The sequence below is a fragment of the Amphritea sp. 1_MG-2023 genome (genome assembly GCF_030547545.1).
In the GTDB taxonomy this organism is placed as follows: domain Bacteria; phylum Pseudomonadota; class Gammaproteobacteria; order Pseudomonadales; family Balneatricaceae; genus Amphritea.
On sequence record NZ_JAUOQE010000007.1, the window covers coordinates 71,522 to 96,520 of the forward strand.

Annotated in this window: 23 protein-coding genes; 15 read left to right on the forward strand and 8 right to left on the reverse strand. The window is 48.0% G+C overall.

Going from position 1 to position 24,999, the window contains the following annotated elements:
* Positions 1–22 precede the first annotated feature (22 nt).
* Positions 23–736, reverse strand: a complete 714-nt coding sequence (locus Q4488_RS05880) for a 16S rRNA (uracil(1498)-N(3))-methyltransferase (RefSeq protein WP_303579535.1) — start codon at positions 734–736, stop codon at positions 23–25.
* A 373-nt stretch (positions 737–1,109) separates the two neighbouring features.
* Between Q4488_RS05880 and Q4488_RS05885 the strand changes: the two genes are divergently transcribed.
* From Q4488_RS05885 to phbB, 3 genes are all read left to right on the forward strand, one after another.
* Positions 1,110–1,697 (forward strand): antibiotic biosynthesis monooxygenase, encoded by a 588-nt coding sequence (locus Q4488_RS05885; protein WP_303579536.1) that lies wholly within the window; start codon positions 1,110–1,112, stop codon positions 1,695–1,697.
* A 293-nt stretch (positions 1,698–1,990) separates the two neighbouring features.
* Positions 1,991–3,319: an MATE family efflux transporter gene (locus Q4488_RS05890; RefSeq protein WP_303579537.1), complete on the forward strand. Its 1,329-nt coding sequence runs from the start codon at positions 1,991–1,993 to the stop codon at positions 3,317–3,319.
* A 366-nt stretch (positions 3,320–3,685) separates the two neighbouring features.
* On the forward strand, positions 3,686–4,435 hold the full coding sequence (gene phbB / locus Q4488_RS05895) for an acetoacetyl-CoA reductase (RefSeq protein WP_303579538.1): 750 nt from the start codon (positions 3,686–3,688) through the stop codon (positions 4,433–4,435).
* 89 nt (positions 4,436–4,524) lie between these two features.
* Here the strand turns inward: phbB and Q4488_RS05900 are convergent, their stop codons facing one another.
* Positions 4,525–7,185 carry a DUF349 domain-containing protein gene (locus Q4488_RS05900; RefSeq protein WP_303579539.1) on the reverse strand — a complete coding sequence of 887 codons (2,661 nt, stop codon included), beginning with the start codon at positions 7,183–7,185 and terminating at the stop codon, positions 4,525–4,527.
* A gap of 188 nt (positions 7,186–7,373) precedes the next feature.
* The gene (locus Q4488_RS05905; protein ID WP_303579540.1) at positions 7,374–7,805 is read right to left on the reverse strand and encodes a YchJ family protein; all 432 of its coding nucleotides are present in this window, start codon (positions 7,803–7,805) and stop codon (positions 7,374–7,376) included.
* Positions 7,806–7,918: 113 nt separating this feature from the next.
* Here Q4488_RS05905 and sbcB point away from each other — a divergent pair, with 113 nt between their 5' ends.
* Both sbcB and Q4488_RS05915 read left to right on the forward strand, forming a co-directional pair.
* The gene (gene sbcB / locus Q4488_RS05910; RefSeq protein ID WP_303579541.1) at positions 7,919–9,379 is read left to right on the forward strand and encodes an exodeoxyribonuclease I; all 1,461 of its coding nucleotides are present in this window, start codon (positions 7,919–7,921) and stop codon (positions 9,377–9,379) included.
* The gene (locus Q4488_RS05915; RefSeq protein WP_303579542.1) at positions 9,379–9,873 is read left to right on the forward strand and encodes a hypothetical protein; all 495 of its coding nucleotides are present in this window, start codon (positions 9,379–9,381) and stop codon (positions 9,871–9,873) included. Before sbcB ends, Q4488_RS05915 begins: the two co-directional genes overlap by 1 nt.
* Here Q4488_RS05915 and Q4488_RS05920 read toward each other — a convergent pair.
* On the reverse strand, positions 9,852–12,695 hold the full coding sequence (locus Q4488_RS05920; RefSeq protein WP_303579543.1) for an insulinase family protein: 2,844 nt from the start codon (positions 12,693–12,695) through the stop codon (positions 9,852–9,854). The two genes, Q4488_RS05915 and Q4488_RS05920, sit on opposite strands and share 22 nt — an antisense overlap.
* A 313-nt stretch (positions 12,696–13,008) precedes the next feature.
* On the opposite strand from Q4488_RS05920, the gene Q4488_RS05925 reads away from it, so the two are divergent.
* Genes Q4488_RS05925 through Q4488_RS05940 form a run of 4 tightly spaced genes read left to right on the forward strand, consistent with a single transcriptional unit; the run spans position 13,009 to position 16,897 of the window.
* Complete coding sequence (locus Q4488_RS05925; protein WP_303579544.1) at positions 13,009–13,392, forward strand: DUF6394 family protein; 384 nt, start codon at positions 13,009–13,011, stop codon at positions 13,390–13,392.
* A 12-nt stretch (positions 13,393–13,404) separates the two neighbouring features.
* On the forward strand, positions 13,405–15,093 hold the full coding sequence (locus Q4488_RS05930) for a TrkA family potassium uptake protein (RefSeq protein ID WP_303579545.1): 1,689 nt from the start codon (positions 13,405–13,407) through the stop codon (positions 15,091–15,093).
* Positions 15,093–16,010 carry a DMT family transporter gene (locus Q4488_RS05935; RefSeq protein ID WP_303579546.1) on the forward strand — a complete coding sequence of 306 codons (918 nt, stop codon included), beginning with the start codon at positions 15,093–15,095 and terminating at the stop codon, positions 16,008–16,010. Before Q4488_RS05930 ends, Q4488_RS05935 begins: the two co-directional genes overlap by 1 nt.
* 23 nt (positions 16,011–16,033) lie before the next feature.
* Positions 16,034–16,897 carry a Tim44 domain-containing protein gene (locus Q4488_RS05940; protein WP_303579547.1) on the forward strand — a complete coding sequence of 288 codons (864 nt, stop codon included), beginning with the start codon at positions 16,034–16,036 and terminating at the stop codon, positions 16,895–16,897.
* A gap of 207 nt (positions 16,898–17,104) precedes the next feature.
* Here the strand turns inward: Q4488_RS05940 and yaaA are convergent, their stop codons facing one another.
* The 3 genes from yaaA to Q4488_RS05955 all read right to left on the reverse strand — a co-directional run bounded on the left by yaaA (position 17,105) and on the right by Q4488_RS05955 (position 18,653).
* The gene (gene yaaA / locus Q4488_RS05945; RefSeq protein ID WP_303579548.1) at positions 17,105–17,878 is read right to left on the reverse strand and encodes a peroxide stress protein YaaA; all 774 of its coding nucleotides are present in this window, start codon (positions 17,876–17,878) and stop codon (positions 17,105–17,107) included.
* Between the two features lie 128 nt (positions 17,879–18,006).
* On the reverse strand, positions 18,007–18,240 hold the full coding sequence (locus Q4488_RS05950; RefSeq protein WP_303579549.1) for a DUF2789 domain-containing protein: 234 nt from the start codon (positions 18,238–18,240) through the stop codon (positions 18,007–18,009).
* Positions 18,241–18,323: 83 nt separating this feature from the next.
* Positions 18,324–18,653, reverse strand: a complete 330-nt coding sequence (locus Q4488_RS05955; protein ID WP_303579550.1) for a hypothetical protein — start codon at positions 18,651–18,653, stop codon at positions 18,324–18,326.
* A gap of 155 nt (positions 18,654–18,808) precedes the next feature.
* Between Q4488_RS05955 and Q4488_RS05960 the strand changes: the two genes are divergently transcribed.
* The 5 genes from Q4488_RS05960 (at position 18,809) to Q4488_RS05980 (ending at position 23,069) form a co-directional block, all read left to right on the forward strand.
* The gene (locus Q4488_RS05960; RefSeq protein ID WP_303579551.1) at positions 18,809–20,092 is read left to right on the forward strand and encodes a tryptophan--tRNA ligase; all 1,284 of its coding nucleotides are present in this window, start codon (positions 18,809–18,811) and stop codon (positions 20,090–20,092) included.
* Between the two features lie 29 nt (positions 20,093–20,121).
* Positions 20,122–20,979 carry a sulfurtransferase gene (locus Q4488_RS05965; RefSeq protein ID WP_303579552.1) on the forward strand — a complete coding sequence of 286 codons (858 nt, stop codon included), beginning with the start codon at positions 20,122–20,124 and terminating at the stop codon, positions 20,977–20,979.
* Positions 20,980–20,990: 11 nt separating this feature from the next.
* Complete coding sequence (locus Q4488_RS05970; RefSeq protein ID WP_303579553.1) at positions 20,991–21,371, forward strand: MmcQ/YjbR family DNA-binding protein; 381 nt, start codon at positions 20,991–20,993, stop codon at positions 21,369–21,371.
* A gap of 116 nt (positions 21,372–21,487) precedes the next feature.
* Entirely contained in the window at positions 21,488–22,411 is a 924-nt protein-coding gene (locus Q4488_RS05975) for a Dyp-type peroxidase (protein WP_303579554.1), read from the forward strand.
* A gap of 460 nt (positions 22,412–22,871) precedes the next feature.
* Positions 22,872–23,069, forward strand: coding sequence for a hypothetical protein (locus Q4488_RS05980; RefSeq protein WP_303579555.1), 198 nt, complete (start codon positions 22,872–22,874; stop codon positions 23,067–23,069).
* 86 nt (positions 23,070–23,155) lie between these two features.
* On the opposite strand, the gene cysK is transcribed toward Q4488_RS05980, so the two are convergent.
* Entirely contained in the window at positions 23,156–24,124 is a 969-nt protein-coding gene (cysK, locus tag Q4488_RS05985; RefSeq protein ID WP_303579556.1) for a cysteine synthase A, read from the reverse strand.
* A 363-nt stretch (positions 24,125–24,487) separates the two neighbouring features.
* Here cysK and Q4488_RS05990 point away from each other — a divergent pair, with 363 nt between their 5' ends.
* Positions 24,488–24,958 carry a tetratricopeptide repeat protein gene (locus Q4488_RS05990; RefSeq protein ID WP_303579557.1) on the forward strand — a complete coding sequence of 157 codons (471 nt, stop codon included), beginning with the start codon at positions 24,488–24,490 and terminating at the stop codon, positions 24,956–24,958.
* Positions 24,959–24,999: the final 41 nt, after the last annotated feature.

Below are 24,999 nucleotides of genomic sequence, written 5' to 3' on the forward strand. Positions count from 1 at the left end.
GGCAAGCTACCGCTCGCGTTATTTAAAGCGGGAACAGTTTGGCTAATAACACCGGTACGGCATTTTCGACTCTGAGTATCCGCGGCCCGATATGAATCGCTGCAAAACCTGCCGCCTGCAGTTTTTCTACTTCATAAGGGATAAAACCGCCCTCAGGGCCGATGGCTAGGGTGGTCTCAAGGTGATCGGCCGGAGGACAGCCGACAGCGTTGTACGGATGCGCGACTAATGCTCGGCTCTGTTGTGCTAAGGCTGGTAGTTCATCTTCAACGAAGGGTTTAAAGCGTTTACGTAGGTGAATCTCTGGCAACTGCGTATCGCCGGCCTGTTCGAGCCCGAGGTAAAGCTGTTCGTTGAGAGTCGGCTGCTGTAATACCGGTGTCGACCAATAACTCTTATCCACTTTATAAGAGTTGATCAGGTAGATCTGTTTTACCCCCATGCTGGTGATGGTTTGCAATGTTCGTTTGAGCATTTTAGGCCGCGGTAACGCGAGGATCAGCGTGATAGGTAAGGGCGCGGGTGGCTGTTTATCGAGTTTAACCTGTAATGTGATGCTTTGCTCCGTCAGACTGAGGACAACGCCTTGACCAATTTCGCCGTTGAGCAAGCCCACTTTAAGTGACTGATCTGGTACCGGTTGATAAAACTGTTTGATATGGTGGAAGCGTCGATCGCTAATCACGACGGTATCGACGGCGGTAAAATCGCTTTTAAACAGCAGAATCAGATTCATGGTGGCTCGGTATTGGATTCACGGAAGGGCGCTATTCTAAAGCAGCCATTTTAACTTATCTATCGTGTTGAGCTTGGCTTTAACCTTGACGATACCCGACCTTGTGCTGCGATAATCAAGCAGGATCTCAGCGTTAACATTTTTCGACGTACAACCAGTATGCCTGTAACGGTTGCCTTGATCTCCAGCTTCTCTGTCAGCCAGAGGCGTCATTGACTTATTCGCACCTTCCTTAGGATAAGACCTCTCTGTGCTAAACATTACGTATCGAAACCGATCGATTTGATTCAGGACGATTCTTTTTGTGTTCGCTATCAGGGTCTTGGTACCATGAGAGGGAAGTTTGTATAACCACGACTTAGGGTAAGTGTATATGACAGCGATGGGCGATAACGGTATTCAGCAGCAGCTAACCGAGCCGGGTCAGGAAGGCCCCGTTACTGTCAGTATTTCCCGCAAGATCATTCCGGGCAAGGAAGCTGCTTTCGAAAGCTGGGTCTCGGCGGTGGTTGAGGAAGCGTCGGTTTATCCGGGTCATCAGGGTAGTAATGTGCTGCGACCCTCGTCTTCAACGGGCAATTGCTATGTGCTTATCTACCGTTTTGATAACTATGAAAATTGTCAAAACTGGGAAACCTCTGCGATTCGACGAGAATGGCTTAAAAAGCTTGAACCCCTGATTGAGGGAGAGCCTGAGGTGCAACGTGGCACCGGACTCGAGTTTTGGTTTGATCTGCCGGAGCTGCCGGTGAGTAAGCCATCACCGCATAAGATGACCTGTGTTCTGCTGGTGGTTGTGTATGCCTTGGTGATAGTCATCAATCTGGTATTAGGGCCGTTTTTGGATAGTCTCGATTTGTGGTTAAGATCGGTAGTGATTGTACTGTTGCAGGTATTGTTGCTGACCTATATCGTCATGCCTCGAGTAACCCGATTGCTGAAAGGCTGGTTGTTTCGCTAAGGGCTACTGTCAATCAGCGACTGCTCTTAGGTGTTGACAGTGGGCTGCGGTATACCGAGCACCAATCAACAGTGTCCGCGTTTTGATTAATGAGCTGCCCAAACAGTACCTTGGTATTGCCGGTCAAACCGCGAAAAGGCAGGGGAAATAGCCCCCGTCTTATCTGAAAAACCTCCTGTGGGAGGTTTTTTTATGCCTTCACTAGGGGCGCTATTGATTCGAATACCGGCTCCAGTCGGATCGGCAGAGGTGGTATGATGGCGCCTATTTAACCTCATGTATAAAGGTATTGAGTGAAACCCGATCTGCTGAACGGTGAGGTTCGTCCTACCCTGATTAAAATGACGTTACCGATGATGCTCGGTATCGTGAGTTTGATGTTATTCAATGTTGCCGATAGTTATTTTGTCAGTCAGCTGGGTACTCATCAACTGGCGGCCTTGGGCTTTACCTTTCCGGTATCTTTCACGGTGATTAGTCTTTCCATTGGCTTGAGTATCGGCACATCGGCGACGATCGCTAGACTGATTGGCTCAGATAACGCCTCGGCCGCGCGACAGTTAACCACCGATAATTTATTACTCACGGGTCTCCTGATGATTGCCATTGCGGTGGTGGCGATACAGGTGATTGATCCGTTGTTTCGATTACTCGGGGCCGATGATGAGTTGCTGCCTTATATCGATCAATACATGTCTGTGTGGTTTATCGGTGCGGTATTTTATGTGCTGATTATGGTGTCGAACAGTTCGTTACGGGCCACAGGGGATACGCGTTCAGCGGCGTTATTGATGGGGCTTTCTTCGATACTCAATATGATCCTCGATCCGATTATGATTTTCGGCTGGGGGCCGGTGCCTGCATTGGGGATTCAGGGAGCCGCGCTCGCGAGTGTCATTGCTTGGGGGATCACGGCGGTGTGTGCACTCATCAATCTTTATTGCAATAAAGGTTTATTATTACTGCGAATTGAATCGCCTCGTGCTGCGCTGCAGCATTGGTTAATGGTGATGAAAATTGGATTTCCTGCGGCGCTCTCTAATATGATGACGCCGATTTCAGCGGCGATTATGACGGCGATTGTGGCGACCCATGGCGCTGAAGCGGTGGCTGCATTTGGCGTGGGTAATCGGCTTGAATCGCTCTCGTTGTTGGCTAATTTGGCGCTATCGATGACGTTACCGCCGTTTATCAGTCAAAACTTTGGTCGGGGTCATATCGACCGTGTTCGCGGTGCCTATTTATTTGCAGTTAAGTTTGCAATTATTTGGCAGGCCTTAATATACCTAGGCTTGCTGCTTTTTGCTGGGGGCATCGGGGCGTTGTTTAGTGATAACGATGAGGTGATCAGTCTGATCAGTTTGTGGCTTCTTATTGTACCGTTGGGATTTGGTTTTCAGGCGGTCACCTTTCTCACGGCCTCCAGTTTTAATGCCTTACATCAGCCGATTAGAGCGATGCGGATCAGTATCTTTCGGCTGTTTTGTCTGTATGTTCCGTTAGGCTTACTCGGTAACTATATCGCCGATTTACTGGGGATGTTTATTGGTTTTGTGATTGCAAATATGTGCACTGCAGCAATGGCTTATTGGTGGATGAATCGATACCTCAACCGCCTGTAAGGCTTTGACATTAGTGAAATAAGTTGTATCTTGACTTAACGCCATAAGCGGCAGAATATAAGTTTTAGCAGATGTTAAAGTTTAGGTTCAGACTCATTGTCACGCTGTCTTGAGTATTGATTCGTGGTACTAAACTAAGTACTAAATTAAGTACTAAGCTAAGTAATAAATTCAGTACTAAACTAAGTGCTGCGTATAAGTACTGAATTAAGTACTGAATTAAGCACTAAACCAAGGTCATATTTCTGCGGGGAACGATTGCTTATATTCTTAGCAGATACAGAAATGGATTAACAATAACAATAAAAGCTGTACAACGACTGAAAAAATCAACTCTCAAGAAGCAAAGTAAAAGGGGACGTGAGCATGACACAGAAAATTGCTCTGGTAACAGGAGGTACGGGTGGTATTGGTACCGCCATCTGTCGCGCATTGGCTGACGCCGGTGTTAAGGTTGTTGCAGGTTATAACTCTGGTGGTAACCATGAAAAAGCGAAAGCCTGGCAAGACGAGCAAAAACAAGACGGTTATGACATTCTTGTGGCGTACGGTGATGTGACGGATGAAGAATCTTGTGCCGCTTGTATCAAAACCGTTGAAGAAGTGGCTGGAGGAAGTGTTGATATTCTGGTGAATAACGCCGGTATCACGCGTGATGGCACGTTCCGAAAAATGAGCTGGGAACAGTGGAACGAAGTGCTGTCTGCCAACCTTGATTCGATGTTCCATATGACGCGTCTGGTGATTAATCCAATGCTGGATAAAGGCTGGGGACGGGTTATCAATATCTCTTCGGTGAATGCTCAGAAAGGTCAGTTTGGTCAGTGTAACTATTCCGCGGCTAAAGCGGGTATACATGGTTTCACTAAAGCCTTAGCGCAGGAAGTAGCGGCCAAAGGTGTTACTGTTAATACGGTTTCTCCTGGCTATGTGTTAACGCCGATGGTTAAAAAGATTCCCGAAGAAGTATTGGAAAAAATTATTCGTCAGGTGCCCGTTGGGCGTCTGGGTGAACCGGCAGAAATTGGTAAGGCCGTGTCTTATCTGGCGAGTAACGATTGTGGTTATGTCACCGGATCCGACTTCTCAATCAACGGCGGTCAGCATATGTCATAAGCTGTTTAGCGCTGTTAAAAAACCCGCCTTTGCGGGTTTTTTTGTCGCTGTTTGATGGCCTTAAGGTGGCGGGGTGCCGTGATCTCGGTTTAGTTAGCTTGTTGTAGATTGCTGTAAAAACGGATTTGCAACGCTTCATGTTGTAGTGTCAGCGGCTGACACTGCCATTCGAGTTCTAGGCGTTTAAGATCGTGCTGATTGCTTGAAGGTTGACGCTGTTGTAGCGCCTTTTGCAAGCGATCCATCTGATATTCCATCCGTAGGGTTTGATCTTGTTCCGGTGATTCTAGCCCCAGCAGGATTTCCAAGCGAATACACAGTTGACGTAGCGCTTTCTCGGTGATGGTTAGCAGATCCTCTATCTCGATGTTGCCTGAGATATAATCCAGCAGTTGAGCATAACGTGAGTCGATCAACGGACCAAAGGTTCCATTCACCGAGTCGCTTTGATGCCACTGTGCCTGAATATCATCCAGTGCTAACTGATCCAGCGTACCATCGAGAATAAAGCTTTCTAACTGATCACACAGTTCGATACGACGTAATAGCGCTTCATAGGCGTGAGGATCATCCAGCGGTGATGAGACTGTCTCGGCGGTTGTGTTGCTATCGCTCTGCTTGTTTTTGTTGAGGTTTTCAAACACCTGATTACAGGCTTTACGAAACTCTGGCCATAGTTCTCGTTCGAGGCTATGGAAGGTATTGCCGGCCAGTTTCCAGCGTTTCTGTAGTGCTCTGATCTCCGTTGCGGCGGTTGGTAGATCGTCCTCGGTGAGTAGTTGTTGCGCTTGTGCCAGCAAGGCTTTCTTTTCATTGGCAACTTGATCGCGGTGAGCTGCAATCTGTTGATCGATCTGCTTGAGTAGCGCGTTAAAGTCAGTCTGTACTTGACGTCCCGGTGTACGGTCGACCGGCGCATAGGTTTTCCATTCTCGTTTGGCGGTGCGACTAACCTGCTCAATCAGTGACCAGTCAGGCTGCTGCCAATCGAGCTGTTGGAGAAACTGATTTAAATCGTTCACCAGTTGCTTGCGTTTCTCGAGGTTTTCGGTGCGTTGTTGCTTTTGCTGTCGAAAATAGTGTTCGCAAGGTGCATAGGCCTGATCAGAGGCGGCTTTAAAGCGTTGCCAAACTTTATGTGAGTGAACCGGATCATCGCTATCGAGTGATTTCCACTGTTGCTGCAGTGCATGGATCTGTTTAGCGAGTCGCGGCGCGTCAGTGTGACTGTCGATCAGCGCTTCCATCGCTTCACATAGCGCTTCTTTTTTACTTGATACGGCAAAGCCTTGCCAGTTTTTGAGTTCGTGCAGTTGTGCCTGAAGGCCTTTATAACGCTGTTGCAGCGATTTCGGTGCACCGCTCATGTTCTCTAGCTGCGATTCAGCCGTTTGAGCCAACTGACAGGCGTGTTTAATCTGTCCGGCGTCGATCTGTTGCTCGAGCTGATTGAGCAGTTGAATAAAGTCATTATGATCGTGTTGCCGTAAGCGTTTTAGCTGATTGATCTGCTGTAACGTTTGCTCTCGCTGTTGCAGCAGGCGCTGTAACAGGTTGGGTTGAGCAATGCTGCTAGGCCAGTTGATCTGTTGACGGATGTGCTCGATCTGATCGAGGTTGCTGCTCAGGGTGGTTTCGTTAGCCTCGTTTGAGGGAGCGCTTTCTAGCAGTGTCACGATCGTTGCTTGATGTTGCAACCAGGCACGCCCGGCCTGTTGATAATGCTCAAAAGGCTGTTTAAAGGGGTTAAGCAGCGTGTCGGCGTTGTGTGTGCAGGTTTGATGTAACTGTTCTACGGTGTTATCCCAGCAGGATTGTTCGGCATCGAGATCGGCCTTACCAAAGCGTTCACCGGAGATCAGCGCTGCGCAACGCTTCACGGTCTCTTCCAGTTTTTGTAGCCATACCGATTGTTGCTGTGCTTCGCTGTGCGCTTTTTGTTGCTCGGCGTGTTGCTGTTGGCTTTTTAATTGTGCGGCGCATAAGGTTTTCTGACAGCGATCGACTAAATCGCGATAACGTTGATCGAGGGCTTCATCGAAGGCTTCTGTCAGGGTTTGCCATTGCAGGCAAAGAGCGTCTAGTTTAGCGCTATAGAGAGGAAAATGAGCGGTTTTGCTAAGCTGCTCTAAGCTGCAAAGCAGTTCTTGTTTGCGTAATAGGCGTTGTTCTTTAAGCCGTGCTTGTTCTTGCAGCTGTTGTTGTTTATTGCGAATAATACGATAGACGGTTTTATCCCGACCACGGATCGATTTGCTGGCCTGTTCTAATAACTCAGGCGCGTCTAGCTTTTCAGCGGCTAATTGGCGTATCTGTGTGCTGTTAGCGTTCATGATCACCGAGATGAGACTGTGTTGATCATTGATACGGCAGATGGCCTGTTGCTGAATCTCAGGGTTTTTACCATTAATGGCGATATGCGCGAGCATATTTTCATCTTGTAGGCAGTGTACGCATGCCTGCTGCTGACGAGGGGTGTAACTCGGGTCTAAGATGATTTCACAGATCCGTTTAGCAACGCTACGACGGATATCCGGATCCATATCATGGGTGAGAATATCGGATAGCAGATCGGGCGACGCTATTTTCTCCACAGCGGCCAGACGCACTTCAATGCTTTGATCTTGCCGTGCCAGCCGTGCAAGTACTTCTCGGTGTTCGGTGTTGCCGGTACTGAGGCGGTGCACAGCGCGTACACGGACAGTGGCTTTATTGTGTTGCCAACGAGGTTTGAAAAACTTTGCAAACATTACATCGATCCTGCAAGGGCCACTATATAGAAATAGAACAGTCGTTGTGGCAAAAGCCCGTATTCTACCGGCGTTTGCGGTGACAGGAAAAGCCTTGAACGAAAAGAAATGTGTCTGTTGATGGTGACACTTGAGTCTATTGGCCTGTCTGTGGGGCTTTACAGTGAGTTATCGTGGTAGGAATTTATTTATTCTTGTTTGATTATATCGACTTCACCATCGACATATACCCAGTGATGACCCTGTTTTCGAAAGTAGGAACGTTCATGCAGGTCGGCTTTCTGTTCGGCGGTCTCGAAATGTGCCATAAACTCAACCACGCCTTCCTCATCATCGGCCTGACCCGCCTCGGTGTTAAGGATTTTCAGCCCCAGCCAAGTAGTGGCCTTTATCTGTTCACTCATGAGGGCCGCATCATCAGGATGCCGCTGTTCAGCGGCGGTGCTATTGATAAGGTAATCAACGGCGCCGAGGACAAAGGCCGTGTAACGTGAACGCATTAATGCTTCAGCGGTGCTGGCCGGTTTGTGTCCCTCGATAGCGGGTTCACAACAGAATGAAAATGGCTTATTCGAACCACAAGGGCAGGTAAGCGTGGTATCTTTAGGGTCGTGAAGCATAAGGGCTCCGGCTGCGATAGGAATTGACTGTTGATAGGCTATTATAAGGGGCTTGAAAATGAAACCCATTGATCAAAAGCATTAGCCGGTAACCCGGTAGAAAGGCGAATAGCATGGCGGCATCCTCCACCCCTACTTTTTTTTGGCATGACTATGAAACATCTGGCGCGGATACTAAACGTGATCGACCGTTGCAATTTGCCGGTATCAGAACCGATCAGGAGCTGAATATCATCGAAGAACCGGTGATGTTTTATTGTAAGCCGGCAGAAGATTTGTTACCGCACCCTCAAGCTTGTTTGATTACCGGCATTACACCGCAAAAAGCCTTGCAAGAGGGCTATTGTGAGGCTGAGTTTATGGCCTTAGTGCATGAGCAGTTAGCGCGGCCCGGCACCTGTAGCGTGGGGTATAACAGTATTCGATTCGATGATGAGATTACGCGCTATGCGCTCTATCGTAATTTTTACGATCCTTATGGGCGTGAGTATCAGAACGGTTGTTCCCGTTGGGATATTATCGATATGCTGCGGCTGACTCGAGCGTTACGCCCAGAGGGCATTGAATGGCCGGTGTATGAAGATGGTCGTCCGAGTATGCGCTTGGAAGATCTGACTAAGGCTAACGGTATCGATCATGGTCATGCGCACGATGCGTTGGCGGATGTGTATGCGACCATTGCGATGGCGCGTCTGGTCAAAGAGCGGCAGCCAAAGTTATATCAGTATGCGCTAAATCATCGAGATAAAGTCACTATTCAGGGGTTACTGGATGTGATGAGCATGAAGCCGGTGCTGCATATCTCGGCGATGTTCCCCTCCGAATGGGGTAATGCGGCGGTAGTGGCACCGTTGGCTCATCATCCGGTGAATAAAAACGCGGTACTGGCCTTTGACCTTCGTTGTGATCCAACACCATTGCTCACCTTGCCGGTGGATGAGGTTCGTCGCCTGATATATACCCGCACGGAGGATCTGGCCGAGGGCGAGCAGCGTATACCACTGAAGCAGATTCATGTTAATAAGTCGCCCATTATTGCACCCGCCTCGATGTTAACCGCAGTAGAAGCTGAACGTTTAAATATTTCCGGTGATCTGTGTCGCTCACATCTGGCGTTGTTACGTAATAGTGCCGATCTCAAGCAGAAACTTGCCGAGGTTTTTTCAGCGAGCGATTTTGAAGACGATTTTGATCCCGATCATATGCTTTATAGTGGTGGTTTCTTCACGGATACCGATAAGAAGGCGATGGATATCATCAGAACGACATCGCCGGATGAGTTGGGTCTGTTGGATTTAGCGTTTCAAGATACGCGTTTAGAGGAGATGTTTCTGCGCTATCGTGCACGTAACTATCCCTACAGCCTCAATGAAGAAGAGCGAGCTCGCTGGGAAGAGTTCCGGCAGTTGCGCTTGTTGGGGCCGAATAATGGCGGATATTTGACCATGACTGAGTTATTCAAACAGTTGAATGAGTTGTATCAGCAGCCCGATCTATCGGCCTCAGATAAAGAGATTCTTGAGGAGTTAGCGCTGTATGCGGAAGCGATCTATCCGATGGATGAGGTGTATTGATGAATCGTTTTGTGGCCATTCAAGCATTAGCACTGAGCGTGTTGACGGTTAGTTTTGCGGTGATGGCCGACAGAAAAGAAGATCTGATCGATCCGATTGATTATGAAGTGATTCAAGCGGCGGGTCATATTGATTCGCCGGTTGATCCAGAGAGTGTTTATCGTTATCGACGGCGTGGTTTTGTCGATAGTGAACCGATGATTGAAATCAAGCCTTACTCGATAGCGGAGCGTCAACTGCCGCCGCCGACCGTGGTGCCCTATAGTGAACCCGCCCCCGTAGAACGGGTCATTAGTGCGCAACAGAGCATCGCGCCGTTAACCGGTGAAGATAAGATTTTTGCACAGATTGCGCGAGATCAATTGGAGATCGAGTGTACTCTGGATGATTCACTGTCACAGTGTGAAGGCATCGAGATTGAACAACCTAAAGAACATAAACCCCGCTCACGCAGGGTTATTGATCGTCAGATTCAAACCTCAGGGACAAATTGAGCGGCCTGTTTTAGCTCGGCTATCTCGGTATCACACAGCTGTTCGAGAGCGTGTTGATCGACCCCGTCACGCTGCTGTTCGCCAAACGAACGAACCGTGAGGCGACGCTGTGTTAGCTGCCGATAGCTTGCTTTTAACCCTGTGAGTGTGAGCCTATCAATCGCCTGTGTGAGACGTTCTCGGCTATCAAAGTCGAGTTCTCCCCGATCGATCTCCTGCCAGTAGCGTTCGCTGAGTTCCCCCATACGATTTTCCTTTTGATTGATGCGGGAGATCACACTGCGCTTAAAGGCCGCGAGTTGCTGATTATCCATCGTGCTTAAGGTTGCAGCCATGTTTTCGATGAAACGATCGATCTGTTGTTCGAGGCCGAGAGGATTGGTGTTGGGTGATTGCACTACAAACGCTAGGCCCGGAGCTTGTCGCATCGGTAATGCTGTCGCAAAGACGATGTAGCCTAATTGCTGTTCGGTGCGTAGATCGCTGTAAAACGGAGCCGATAGTATTTCGGCGAGTAAGGCATACTCTGCACGGCGTTGCATGGTACTGCTATCACCCTGAAAGTAGACGCTGATGGCCGAGTCGTTATGCTCTAGCGGTAAGGTTTGAGTCAGCGCTTTTGCCTTCGGTAACAGAATCACCGGCAGTGTATAATCGCTATCTGAGATCGCTTTTGAGGGCAGCCCTGTTTGCACGGTTTGCGCCATCTGTAAGGCTTCTGCTTGGGTTAAGTTGCCATGGGCGAGTATGCGCACCTCGATCTGATTCAATAGCGTTGGGATAAACCCATTCAGTTTATTCAGCGTTACCTCTTCTAAGGCGGCTAGTTTTTTATTGCTGCTCCAGCTTTGCAGTAACAGATTATACAGTTCGCCGATGGTTTGATTGAAAGGCTTATCTTTACGACTGTTTTCCAGTTCTTGAGTATATTTTTCTTTAATGCGAGCAAAGCTATGTTGATCGAATTGTGCCTGTTGCAGGCTGGATATCAGCGTGTTTAACAATTGCGGCTGTTTATCATCATAACCCGAGATACGCACGCTGAAGCCTCGCATATGGGGGTAGATACGGGTATTTAAGCCAGCGAGCGCGGCATCATAGAGGGTCTCATTTAACTGATCATTAATCAGTTTGGTATACAGCGCGGTCATTACCGCATTGCTCGGCGTTTGATTGGCCTGCGCGGAGATCACCGAGAAGAAGAAATCGGCTTTCGGTAGTTTGAACGTAGTATCTTGCTGATGCCAGAGGGAATAGCCGTCTCGTTGCATCAGTCGTTGTGGCGATTGCTGTGCATGATCAATCGGTTTAAGGCTGAAATCATCGGCAATATAGGGATTGAGCTGACGCACCTGAAGCGACGAAGACATCTCAGGCTGTCGCCACTGTTGTAGGCGATCTGATGAGATAGCTTCAATGCTGTAATGCGCGTTAAACCAAGGGTCCTGTTGATCGGTGTTAAGTGATTTTGCCTGTAGGGTAATCAGTAGATTATCGGGGTTCATCTGATCGAGGATCTGATTGATGAGCGATGGTGCAAATTTTTCCATCAGATAGTCCGCGCTAATCACGTTAGCCGCGGGATAGCGTAGTAAATTTTGCGATAGACGGACGACTTCATGAATAGGCTCAGATTGTTCTTTAAAGCGGAAGCTGATGTCGCTGATTTTTTGCTCTTCTTGATAGAGCGCCGCAGAAATACCTTGCTGCTTGAGTAACTGAATCGCGGCAAAGGTGGTTTCGATCACTTGATTGTATTGCTTGAGTCCGGCATCGGTTAACGAGATTGATAGCTCAATCGTTGATTGATCGGGCAGATCGAGCCCCTGATACGCGCTAAGGCTATTCACCCAACCTTTTGATTTAAGGGTTGAGAATAGGCTGCCTTTGCCTTCATACCCCAGCATTGAGGCGATAAAGTGTACGGGTTTCTCGCGGTAATATTCTCGAGTCGCCTGTATGGGAAAGGTGAGTCTGAGCTGCTGTAGATCTTTCAGCGTTTTGATATTTTGTTGTTGAGGTAAGTTTTGATAGAGCGGTACAGCCGATATAAATGGCGTGGCGTGGTTATTTTTGATCGCTGAGAATTTTTCTTCAACCAGCGCTTTTAAGTCGTTTACCGAGGCTGGGCCGAGTACCACCACGGACATCAGGTTGGCAGAATAGTAGCGATGATAAAAGTCGATGAGGTCCTGACGTAGCTTGCCATCTTTATTGGAGAGCGTTGCTAAGCTACCGACAGCAAACTGACTCATGCTGTGTTCAGCGTTCATCAGGTGTTTACTTGCGGAGTATCCACGCCGACCATCGTCTCGTAACTTAGATTGATATTCTGAGTTGACCGCATGACGTTCACGATCGACATACTTCTCAGCAAACAGGGGTTCGATAAAAAAACGTGAAAAGCGATCCAGTGCCGGTGCTAATTGATCGGCTTTAATGTCGAAAAAATAGTTGGTGTTTTCAAACGCGGTAAAGGCATTGTGATTACCGCCATGATTGCTGATAAATTCTTGATAGCTGCCAGCTTCTGGGTATTTGTCTGTTCCGAGGAAGAGCATGTGTTCGAGAAAGTGAGCCAGCCCGAGGCGATGTTTCGGGTTTGCATTTGAACCGATATTAATATTGACCGAGGCGGCCGCTTTATCGGTGGTCGGGTCAGAGATGACTAACACTTTCATCTCATTCGGTAGCGTAAATGTTAGATAATCGCGCTGATCGGTGGGGCTTTTTTGTACGGCGGCAGAAACATGGCTAGCGGTGAACAAGAACAGTATGAAAAGCGTGTAAACAAAACGCTTATGGTTTAGCGTGTCGCGCATATACTCAAACCTCTGGATATCAATGCGGTAGTTAAAAATGCAGACCGAGCGTCTGCTGATATTGACGCTGTTCTGCTTAGGCTGCCCCGCGATGTCATCGTTAGCGCCGTCATCGGCCTTAGCGGTTTCATCTGGTTACCTCTTTCTTTTATATATCATTGCTTTCTGGTTATATAGAGCCATGATGAACAGAGCGTTGGACAGATATTTTTCAACTCGGTTCGATTGTTTCTTTATTGACTCGTGATGTTTTACAATCATCACGATAAGTTTTTGTTGTTATAACTGTTTTTTTACTCGATGGATGGATTCTATGAATCGCGAAAAGGTTATTTACGCTTTCTTTATCGTACTCGCCTTAACCATGAACTTCGGCTTTTTTATTGGCGACATCGATGATCCGGCACATCACAATGTCTATGAGTTTTTTGCCGCGATCGTTGTGAGCATTATCTGTACCATGCTTAAGTTTGGTGATCGGACGCATCTGGGAGCCTTGATGATGGCTACCAGTTTGGTGGCAGATATGCAGTTAGTCATTGCCGCTCTGATATGGGGCTATGGGGCTCAGTTATCCGCTAATGGGGTGACCAACGAAATGTTCAGCAGTGTGGTTTCGATGTCGGGGGGGGCGTTGCTAGCCAACATCGTTTCGGTGATTCTGTTGATGGTTGAGACCATTGTTGTACGCCGTTAAGCGTCTATCGTTATGAACGATATCTTCTACCTTATGTTACGTCGCCTGCGTCATCCGTTGATAACGCTGATTGTTATCTATTCGATTTCGATTTTGGGCTTCGTCATGATTCCCGGTCAGGATGATCAGGGCAATCCTTGGCGAATGGATTTTTTCCATGCCATCTACTTTGTCAGCTTTATGGGATCGACCATCGGTTTTGGTGAGATCCCCTATGCTTTCACCGCGGCGCAGCGGGCTTGGACACTGGTAACGATCTACGGCACGGTGATTGCTTGGTTATATTGTATCGGCTCACTGTTATCACTGTTTCAAGAGCCTGTGTTTCGACGGATGCTGCGCAGTCGCTCATTCGCGAATGAAGTGAAGCGCTTCAATGAGCCATTCTATCTGGTGTGTGGTTATGGCATTACTGGTAGCGCTATCGTTGAAAAATTGTGCGATCGTGGGGTACGTTCGGTGGTGATCGATATCGATCAGGAACGTATTGATGAGCTAGAAATTAATGGCTTAGTACTCCGAGTGCCGGGCTTGTGTGCCGATGCGTCGTTACCCGAGGTGCTCGATGATGCGGGCTTACAGCATCCTGACTGTATTGGTGTGCTGGCGTTGACGAACGATGATAATGTGAATTTATCGATATCGATTGCGAGTAAACTACTGCAGCCCAAACGTATCGTGGTGAGTCGCACGGAGTCGGAGGTTAATGCCCGTAATCTGGCTTCTTTCGGGACCGATCATATTATCGATCCGTTTAAGGATTATGCTGAGTATTTATCATTGGCGGCGCACGCACCCTATATGCATCTAGTCTATGATTGGCTCGTGAATCCCTTTCATCGGCCACTTTCCAGTGCTTATAAGAAAGCCAGTGGACGATGGATAATTTGTGGTTTAGGTCGCTTTGGTAAAGCGCTGTATCGGGAGTTTGCTAAGCATGATGTTGAAATTGTACTGCTGGACGATAATGTTTTGCAGTTACAAGGTTACCCCAATACGGTGAAAGGCTTAGGCACAGAGGCTGCAACACTGCAAATGGCGGGTATTCATGAGGCGGTCGGTATCATTGCCGGCACCGATAATGATGCAGATAATCTCTCGATTATGATGACGGCGCGGGAGTTAAATCCGAAACTGATTACCGTGGTACGACAGAACTTGAATAGCAATACGCTGATCTATCAGCACTCTAAAGCCGATTTTATTATGGAGCCGGGGCGGATTATCGCTAATCGGATTTTAGTGAAGCTCAAAACGCCTTTATTGTCTGTTTTTATTGCACAAATGAAGCAACAAGATGATGTTTGGGCGCATACATTGCTTAATCGGATGAGTAGTGTGGCCTCCGATGAAGAACTCGATAGCTGGTCTATCACCGTGGGCCCTGTGATGACGCCGGCCATCTGTGCGATTACGGCGGAAGGTATTGAGGTTAAGCTCAGTAATCTGATGAAAGATCCGCGTCATCGTAAGACTCAACTGCCCTGTTTTCCGTTGATGTTTCGACGCGATGGCGAGATTAAACTACTGCCTGGCGAACTGATGGTGCTGCAGGAGGGTGATGAAGTGCTGTTTTGCGGCCTCGCTGAAGCGAGTAATCAGATGAGTTGGAGTATCAATAATTATAATATTCTCTTTTATCTACAGACCGGCGAAGAGCCGAGTCATAATTTGTTGGCTAAACTACTGAAGCGAATCTAATGCCTTATTTCTTTCTGACCATGACGGTACTTTTCTGGGCCGGCAACTTTGTTACTGCGCGCGGTATTCATGATGATTTCCCCCCCTTAACCATGTCTTTTATGCGCTGGGGGTTGGCCCTGCTGATTATTCTACCGTTCGTGTTACCGCGTATTCGTCGGAAGTGGCCGGTTATTCGCGCTAATCTACCGATTCTGCTGCTGTTATCCTTATTGAGTGTGGTCTGTTTTAATTCGTTTATCTATCTAGGCGTACAGACGACTCAGGCAACCAATGCCACCCTGATGCAATCGGCTATCCCGATTATTATTCTATTGATGACATCCGTATTCTTGGGTGAGACGGTTATGCGGCGGCAGTGGTTGGGCGTTTTTATCTCCTTGGCCGGGGTTATTATGCTGGTGGCTCAGGGGGATTTGCAGACGTTACTGACGTTTACCTTTAATAAGGGTGACCTTTGGATTCTTGCCGGTGTGCTCAGTTGGGCGGCTTATTCGGTGATGCTGCGCTTAAAACCCACCGAGCTGGATGGATTTACATTTTTCGGCTTGACCGTGATTGTGGGGGTTATCGTATTATTTCCCTTTATGCTGTGGGAGTTTCTCTTAGGTGCTAGACCGGTTTGGAACGTTCAGACGGTATCGGTGATCGTCTATATGGCGATCTGTCCGTCGATACTGTCATATATCTTTTGGAATAGAGGTGTGGCTGAGCTCGGGGCAGCCAAAGCGGGCTTATTTATTCATCTACTGCCGCCGTTTGGTTTGATTCTATCGGTTATCTTTCTCAATGAAGCCGTCGAAGCTTTCCATTTTATAGGGTTCGGGCTAATATTCAGCGGCATCTATTTGGCGATCATTACCGGTCGTCAGCATAATGAGAAAAAGTCACCGGCCTCACTGAACGCGGCTGAGTGATTCACTAAAGTGAAGGAGTTTCTATGCGTACACTGTTGGTTTCATTTTTTGCACTGATTATCAGTTTTGGTCTGATTATCCCTGATGCTGAAGCGAAACGATTGGGTGGTGGTTTTAGTTTTGGTAAATCCTATTCAACCCCTAAACGTGTTCAACCTGCAGCACCAACGCAGCAAAAAGCCGCACCAACAGGAAGTAGTGCAAAAGCAGCGGGTCAGCCTCGTCGTAGCGGCTTTGGCGGCATGTTGGGTGGCCTATTAGCCGGTGGATTGCTCGCTTCACTGTTTATGGGTGGGGCGTTTGACGGTATTCAGTTTATGGATATTTTGTTAATCGGTATCCTGATTTTTGCCGCTGTGAAGATATTCTCGGCGATGAAGAAACCTGCTCAGCCGCAGTATGCCACGCCGCAGCAGCGTCAAATGCCTGAAGCATCCGCAGAGGTTGAAACGCCCGCTTATCAGCACGAACCGTCAGCCGCGAGTGGTGGATTTAGTTTCAGCGCCAATGAATTTGAGCTGCCCGAGTGGTTTAATGAAGCCGCCTTCTTGGAAGGGGCCAAGGGGCATTTTAGTCATCTGCAGCAGGCGTGGGATAAGAGTGATTGGGATGATATTCAAACCTACACCACTGCCGAACTGTTGACTCAACTGCAACAAGAGCGCGCGAAGCAAACCGGCAGTCAGCACACCGAAGTGGTGTCTGTTATGGCTGAACTGGCGAACTTTATCGATAATGGTGATCATGTGATCGCCTCGATTAACTTTTATGGTTGGTTGAAAGAAGATACGCAGGAAGCGACCGAGTTTAGCGAAATCTGGCATCTTCGTCGGGAGATGAATGGATCGGATACAAATTGGGTGATTGAAGGGATTCAACAGCCTTAAAGGCATCAGGCTCGAGTGCTGAATGGCGCTTGAGTCTTTGACCCATGACGAAAAACGCAGCCATGATGAATGAGCTGCGTTTTTTTGGTTTTAAAATAGGGCTAGCTGTTTAAGGGAAGGTGCGAATAAGTCCGTTATGTTCTCTGCAGACATGAGAATGGCCAGATACGCGAAAGCCAGAGGCGTAATTGACTTATTCGCACCTTCTTAAGCTTGTTGACGCGTAAATACCCAAGTATCGCCTTGTGATTGGCTTGCATCATATTGATAACCGTCTAGATCAAACTGCTTCAACTGTTCGGCATCGACTATGCGGTTTTTAATCGCATATCGACACATCAAACCGCGTGCTTTTTTCGCGTAGAAGCTAATGATTTTATACTGCCCATTCTTCCAGTCTTTGAACACCGGGGTGATAATACGGGCGTTTAAGGATTTAGGTTTGACCGATTTAAAGTATTCATTAGAGGCGAGATTAATCAGTATCGGCGTCTCATCATCGGCCATGGTCTGATTCAGATCTTCGGTAACGATATCCCCCCAGAAAGTATACAGATCTTTACCGCGGGCATTGTTGAGTTTGGTGCCCATTTCTAGACGATAAGGTTGCATGAGATCTAAGGGCTTAAGTACGCCATACAGCCCAGACAAAATACGCAGATGTTGTTGTGTAAACGTTAGATCGTCAGCGTTGAAATCTGTCGCGTTTAGGCCGCTATAGACATCACCATTAAAGGCCAGCAAGGCTTGTTTGGCATTGTCTTGCGTAAAGGGCTCGGACCAGCTTTCATAACGGGCCACGTTCAGTGCCGCTAGCTTGTCACTGAGTTTCATTAATTCAGCAACTGCCTGAACAGAATAGCTGCGCAGTGTGTCGATCAGCTGTTTGGATTGATCTAGATGTTGCGGCTGCGTATAGCGTTCGGTGATCGCCGGGGTATCATAATCAAGGTTTTTTGCGGGTGAGATAACCAGTAGCATAATGTTTTCGTGTCATTGTCTGATGATGCTTTGATCCTAAACTAAAAAGGCCCACTCTGGAAAGAGCAGGCCCGATTAGTTCTGTTTATTAGGGTGATAGCGTGGTTCTCGCTGCATAACCTAGAGGCTTAAGCATGTAGTCGAGTATTTAGATCATCGACCACTTCGCTCCAATCGGAATCAAAGTCTAAGCACTCTTTGATAAAATTGGCCTGACTCTCACTCCAGAAGGTCGCTTCATTGAGTTTAATATCTTGACTAAATAGCGTGTGCGTACGGATAAATTGATCAATATAGGCATCATCGCTAGGCATTCCCAACTGTGAAAACAAGGCGTTGAGTGTGTGTGTTGATCTGTCCATCACAACCTCTGTTGATCGCGTGAGTTTGAATGGATTTAGTCTTGGTCAGGATGCGTGTTTTGTCAATTCTCGTTGGCTGCGATTTAGTTGGGTTTACTGCGATCGGTGGGGCTGGAGGGGATCGTCGTATTGCGATTAAGTTTTTGTTTCTCATCCAGTTTGATATAGATGGCTAGCGAACCGAAGGTACCGATGGCGACCAGTATGGCGATAATATAGGGGTTTGCACTGACGTTACCGACCGCTCGGGTATACATAGCTGATACCAGCATACCGCCGACAAAACAGAGTGCCGTCATAATAATATTGTTGACGATGGTCCCAGGTCGATGATCCGGCGCGCGGCGTATCATCAGGAATAGGGTGATCAGTAATGAGCCGAGCACAATACAGGAAGGGATAAGCGATGACATAGTGATTCCTTACATAAGAGATGGCTATTTGTACCACCGTTGAGCGTTTGAAAAAACCCTTGGCCTCATCTCAACCGTGATTACTAGGCGATAGGGCTTATTTTCTTGTATTATAGAGCGCAATTTTCGTTCGCTTCAGTATAAAAGATAATCAAATGACTAAACAGACCGTTCTGACGGGGATTACAACCTCGGGTACTCCTCATATTGGCAACTATCTCGGTGCCATTAAGCCCGCGATAGAGGCCAGCCTAAATAGCAATAATAATAGCTATTTCTTTCTCGCCGACTTTCATGCGTTGATTAAATGTCATGATCCGGATCGCGTTGCCCGCTCGACCCGTGAAATCGCCGCGACTTGGCTCGCGTTAGGCTTGGATATCGATAAGGCGACCTTCTACCGTCAGACGGATATCCCTGAAATTACTGAGTTGACCTGGATTCTTACCTGCATGACCTCTAAGGGGCTCATGAATCGTGCTCACGCTTACAAGGGATCGGTCGATATTAACCGTGAGGCGGGACGTCAAGACGATGATGATATCACCATGGGATTATTCAGTTACCCGATTCTGATGGCCGCCGATATTCTGATGTTTAATGCCGATATTATTCCGGTGGGTAAGGATCAGATTCAACATATTGAGATGGCACGAGATATTGCCGGTCGCTTCAATCACACCTACGGCACCTTATTTAATCTGCCAGAGGCTCAGGTTGATGAACAGACTCAACTAATTCCGGGCCTAGATGGCCGTAAGATGTCGAAGAGTTATGACAACACGATTCCGTTGTTTAGTGACACGGATGAGCTGTATAAATTGATCAAGCAGATCAAAACCGATGCCCGTCAGCCCGGCGAACCAAAAGATGCCGATAACAGCACCATCTTTCAGTTGTACAGCAATTTTGCCTCAGTCGCCGAACAGGCTCAGATGCGCACTCAGTTTGAAAATGGTATTGGCTGGGGAGATGCGAAAAAAGAGCTATTTGAATATTTAGATAACTATCTGGCTCAACCCCGAGAAGAGTATAACCGTCTGACGGGTGATCTCGGGTATGTCGAAGCGCAGCTGCTTAAGGGGGCTGATAAGGCGCGTCAGTATGCCACGCCGATGCTCGAAAAAGCACGCGTTGCTGTCGGTATTCGACCATTGAGTTGGCAGGGTGAAACGACTCAGCAGGCGGTAGTCAAACAAGAGAAAGAGCAATCCGCTGAACAACTTGCGCGGGCAGAAGAGGGACGTCGTCGTGCTATTCTGATGCAGCTGAAGCCGTTACTCGATCGCGTTAATAATGCGACAGATCAAGCGCAAGAAGCGGCCTTATTAATCGCTGAAAAAGAACAGCAAGTCGCTGAGCTAAAGAAGAAAGCCAAGCAGAAAGCGCAGAATGAACTTGATTTGCTACGTGAAGAACTCGGCAGCCTGTTAGGCTAAAGCGGATTGAAATAAAAGGAGTAGGATCGATGTTCAAGACCCTGATTTCAGCATCAGCTTTGGCTGAGCGGTTAAATAAGCCGGATATGACGACGGTGGTATTGGATTGCCGTGCAGCGTTGTTAGATCCGCATCAGGGGCGTCGATACTACCGCGAAGGACATATTCCGAGTGCCGTGTTTATCGATCTTGAAACGGAGCTTTCATCGCCGATAACGCCATCGAGTGGTCGTCATCCACTGCCTGATTTTACCCAACTGCGGGCAACGCTCGGCAAATGTGGTGTCACCACAATCACTCAGGTGGTTGTTTATGATGATTGTGGTGGGGCGATGGCGGCACGGGCATGGTGGTTGTTGCGCCTGCTAGGGCATGAGGCGGTAGCCGTATTGGATGGAGGTTATCCGGCGTGGCTGTCGGCTGGTTACGCGGTCACCGATCAAATAGCACCGCTGAGCGCGACGCGCTTCACCGGTGAGCCGGATGAGAGCATGATACTGCCCTTATCGCAGGTGAGTGAGTTTGCCGCGACAGGCTTGCTGATCGATGCGCGCACGGCAGAGCGTTACCGTGGCGAGCAGGAGCCGATCGATCCGATCGCCGGACACATTCCTGGGGCGGTGAATCGGCCACTACAGTTAAACTTGAGTGCGACAGGGCAGTTTAAGTCGGTGGAGGCATTGCAACAGGAGTGGTGTCTCTTGATCGATGGCTATGAGCCGCAGCAGGTCGCTCATTATTGTGGCTCAGGGGTAACCGCCTGTCATAACTTGTTAGCGATGGAGCATGCCGGTTTGTCGGGTGCGCGGGTTTATCCGGGCTCTTGGAGTGAGTGGATTTGTGATCCGCAGCGTCCTGTGGCAAGCGGTGATCATTCAAACTCATGAGGTAAGCGTCTATGGATTATCGAACCACGCGCAGCTATATGCTGAGTCGTCCTGAGGCGTGGGAAGACTTTCCTTTTTATCCCCATATTGCGGTAATGAAAATCCGTCATAAGATGTTTGCTACCTTATCGGTTGAGGGCGATATCGCACGGATGAATCTCAAGTGTGATCCGACTGAAGCGCAGATGTTAAGAGATATCTTCAGTGCCGTGTTACCGGGTTACCATATGAATAAGCGTCACTGGAATACGGTACTGCTCGATGGCAGTATCCCCGCGGGCGAACTGCAGCGAATGATTGATCAATCTTATGGCCTCGTGGTTAAGGGCTTGCCCCGAAAAGAGCGATTAGCGTTAGAACTAAAATATGGCACAGCACAGCTCTACCGTTAGTTGTTAGCTTTCTCCTGAGCCAATTAGCACTTTATTGACACGATTGAGCTGCAATACTTACTTTCCGTCAATAGATTCATATACTGATGAAATTGATATCTACCATGGAGTGCAGTATGACCCTCTTTCAGTCCGGCGTGGTTGCTGAAGCCAACACCGATGCTCAGTTTATTACCCTAAATATCGTTCGTTCAGCCGCGGCGGTGGCGCATTTACGTCAGGTGTTAGCGGAGATCCCTGCCACGGAGGCTCAGTTTCGTCAGCAGTATCCTGAGGCCGATCTGCATATCACCGTTGCCATTGGCAGCGAATATTGGGATCAATTAAGCCCGACACAACGTCCCGCTGAGCTGAGTGCGTTTCCTGCTTGTTCAAACGGCGCGATTAACGCCCCTCATACTCCGGTTGATCTGTTATTACATATCCGTTCTGAGCGTCATGATCTTAATTATCAAGCCAGTGTTATGTTAACTCAGCGGTTAGGCAGTGATGCTTCCTTAGTCGAAGAGATGCATGGCTTTCGCTATCTCGAGATGCGGGATTTAACCGGCTTCGTGGATGGGACGGAAAATCCGCAAGGCGAGGATCGTATCGGTGTCGCGGTGGTGGGGGATGACGACCCTGATTTTGCGGGAGGCAGCTATCTTCATCTGCAGCGCTATGAACATGATCTTGAGGCTTGGAATAACATCAGCGTGAAGCAACAGGAAGATATTTTCGGCCGAACGAAAGCGGATAATCAAGAATATGCCAGCGCGGATAAAGCTGCCTTTGCACATACTAAGCGTACCTCGTTAAAAGATGCCGAGGGTCGCTCGATCGAAATTTTGCGTCACAGTATGCCTTATGGCGATTTATCTCAGCGAGGCCTGATGTTTATCGCTTACGGCTGCTCGCCCGAGCCTTTCACTAAAATGCTTGAAAGTATGATTATCGGTGATGGTGAAGGGCATCATGATCACTTGATGGATTACACGCAGGCATTAACTGGGCAGGCTTTTTTTGCCCCCTCGGTAGCGTGGTTGGAAAAACTGGTTTAAAGGGACGTACTTTCGGGAAGGTGCGAATAAGCCCGTTATGTTCTCTGCGGGCATTAGAATGGCCAGATGCGCGAAAGCCAGTGCAGCGAAATATCTGCACCTTTTCAAGCTGGCTGACAAAGTAGATGACCATTCTAATATCCGCCCTTCGGGGCTTTCAGAGAAGCAGGATCTCAGCGTTAACATTTTTCGACGTACAACCAGTATGCCTGTAACGGTTGCCTTGATCTCCAGCTTCTCTGTCAGCCAGAGGCGGAATTGACTTATTCGCACCTTCCTTAGACACGACGGTCCCGTTGTCACGCGTTTGTCAAATTGACTAAATAGACTAAACTTAATTGATAGATGTATTCAGATCAATTTAGAGATAAAAGCGGTAGTCCTCGGTGTGATAGTTCACGTAGATGAACGTCACCGCAGGGCTGAAAAAGTAAAGTGCAACTAAAAAGTGGGGCCGACTATGGAAAAACAGGCAATACAAAGAACAATTGCAGTACTGGGCGTTGATGGTGAAAACTTCGAAGTGGATGGACACTTTGATGGTGATGAGCGTAAGGCTCGTTGGTACACAGTCAAGCAACTCAGTGACGGTCGGGTTTTCGTTGATCATCTATCAACGTTTCCAAGCCATGATGAAATCCGTAAAATGGTTTCTTAAGATACATCATGATCGGCAGATAATGCCCTCATGTTAACGCTAAAAAAAACCGGGCTTGGCCCGGTTTTTTCGTTATAGATCAACGTTTATTGTACGGTTTCGTTGTCGCTGAAGGCACCTTCAAATAACACCGTTGACAGGTAGCGCTCGCCGGAATCCGGTAAGATAACGACGATCATCTTGTCATCATTACCGGGTTGTTCGGAGACCTTGATAGCGGCATTAAGCGCGGCACCACAAGAGATACCTGCCAGAATTCCCTCTTTTAGCATCAATTGACGCGCGGTTTCGATGGCATCTTCATTACTCACTTGTTCCACCTGATCAATCAGTGAAAGGTCGAGGTTTTTAGGTACGAAGCCGGCGCCGATACCTTGAATTTTATGTGGCGCGGGTGTGAGTTCTTCGCCATTGATTGCTTGAGTGATAATCGGTGAAGCGGTCGGTTCAACAGCGACGCTGATGATCGCTTTTTTCTGTTGCTGTTTAATGTAACGAGAGATCCCAGTGATGGTGCCACCGGTGCCAACGCCAGCCACGAGGATATCGATTTGACCATCGGTATCATTCCAGATTTCAGGGCCGGTGGTTTGTTCATGAATCTGCGGGTTAGCTGGATTCTCGAACTGTTGCAGCATGAGGTGTTTATCGGGATCGTTGTTAACAATTTCCAGCGCTTTATCGATCGCTCCTTTCATGCCCTTAGCCGGTTCTGTTAGGACAATATCCGCGCCGAGAGCTTTCATCAGCTTACGTCGTTCGATACTCATCGATGAGGGCATCGTCAGTTTAAGTTGATAACCACGTGAGGCTGCTACAAAAGCGAGGGCAATACCGGTATTACCGGAGGTGGGTTCAACCAGTGTCATGCCCGGTTTGAGTGAGCCATCTTTTTCGGCGGCCCAGATCATATTGGCTCCGATGCGGCACTTAATTGAGCCGGCCGGGTTACGGCTTTCCAGCTTGGCGTAGATTTTTTTGCCAGGGGCAAGGCGGTTAAGATGGACCAGTGGTGTTTCACCGATCGTTAGGGAGTTATCTTCAAATATTTTCATATAGGTACCAGTAACGATTGATCATGGGCCGCTGCTGCGTTAGTTAATAACCTGATCGACCACGCTTAAACGGCTTATTAAATAGTTTAATCTTATTCTTTTCGGGTATAAAAAAAAGGATTTCTATATCTAAACTGATGATGATTTAAGCGCAATCATCAACTTATAGCAAGTCTCAGTATGCGCTGATGTGCGGTAGATTTAACGATCCGATTGCGAGATATCTATGCCGTGATCCAGCGGTTGAGTTTATCGCGCTAAATCGGCCATCAGCCCGTGTGTTTACGGTTTAAATATTAGCAATATCTGATAGGGTGTTGCTTTTATTATTGATCATCTCATGTATTCAAATAAGGTATTCACATGCGTTTGTTAATGACACTGATGGCGCCGCTACTCGGTTGGATTGCACTACGGTTATTTCACTTGCCCTTGCTGCAGCGCTCACATACGAAGCACCGCTTTGTGATGAAGTTATTTCGCTATGCTGCCGATTATGGCAGTGTGCGGGCATTATCGGTGTATGGCCATCTGTTGTTTTTTCGCGGCGAGGGGCTGACGAATCGAATTCAAGGCGTTATCTATCTTGAGCGGGCGGCAGATAAAGGCGATAGCAAAGCCTCCTATCAGATGGCTAAAGTATTTGAAGAAGGCTATCAGACCTACTCGGCTAACCCTGTTAAGGCACTGAAATACTATCGTCAGGCGGCCGAGAGTGGCCATATACTGGCGATTAAGCGGATGGTTGATATCTTTACTAATGCTGAACTCGGGCAAGTTGAGTCGAGCGCTGATGCGCGCTATTGGATCGAGCAACTCGAGGCCCGTGATTAAGCAGGGCTTGGTTTAGTGTTCGTTTAGCGTATCAACCGCCT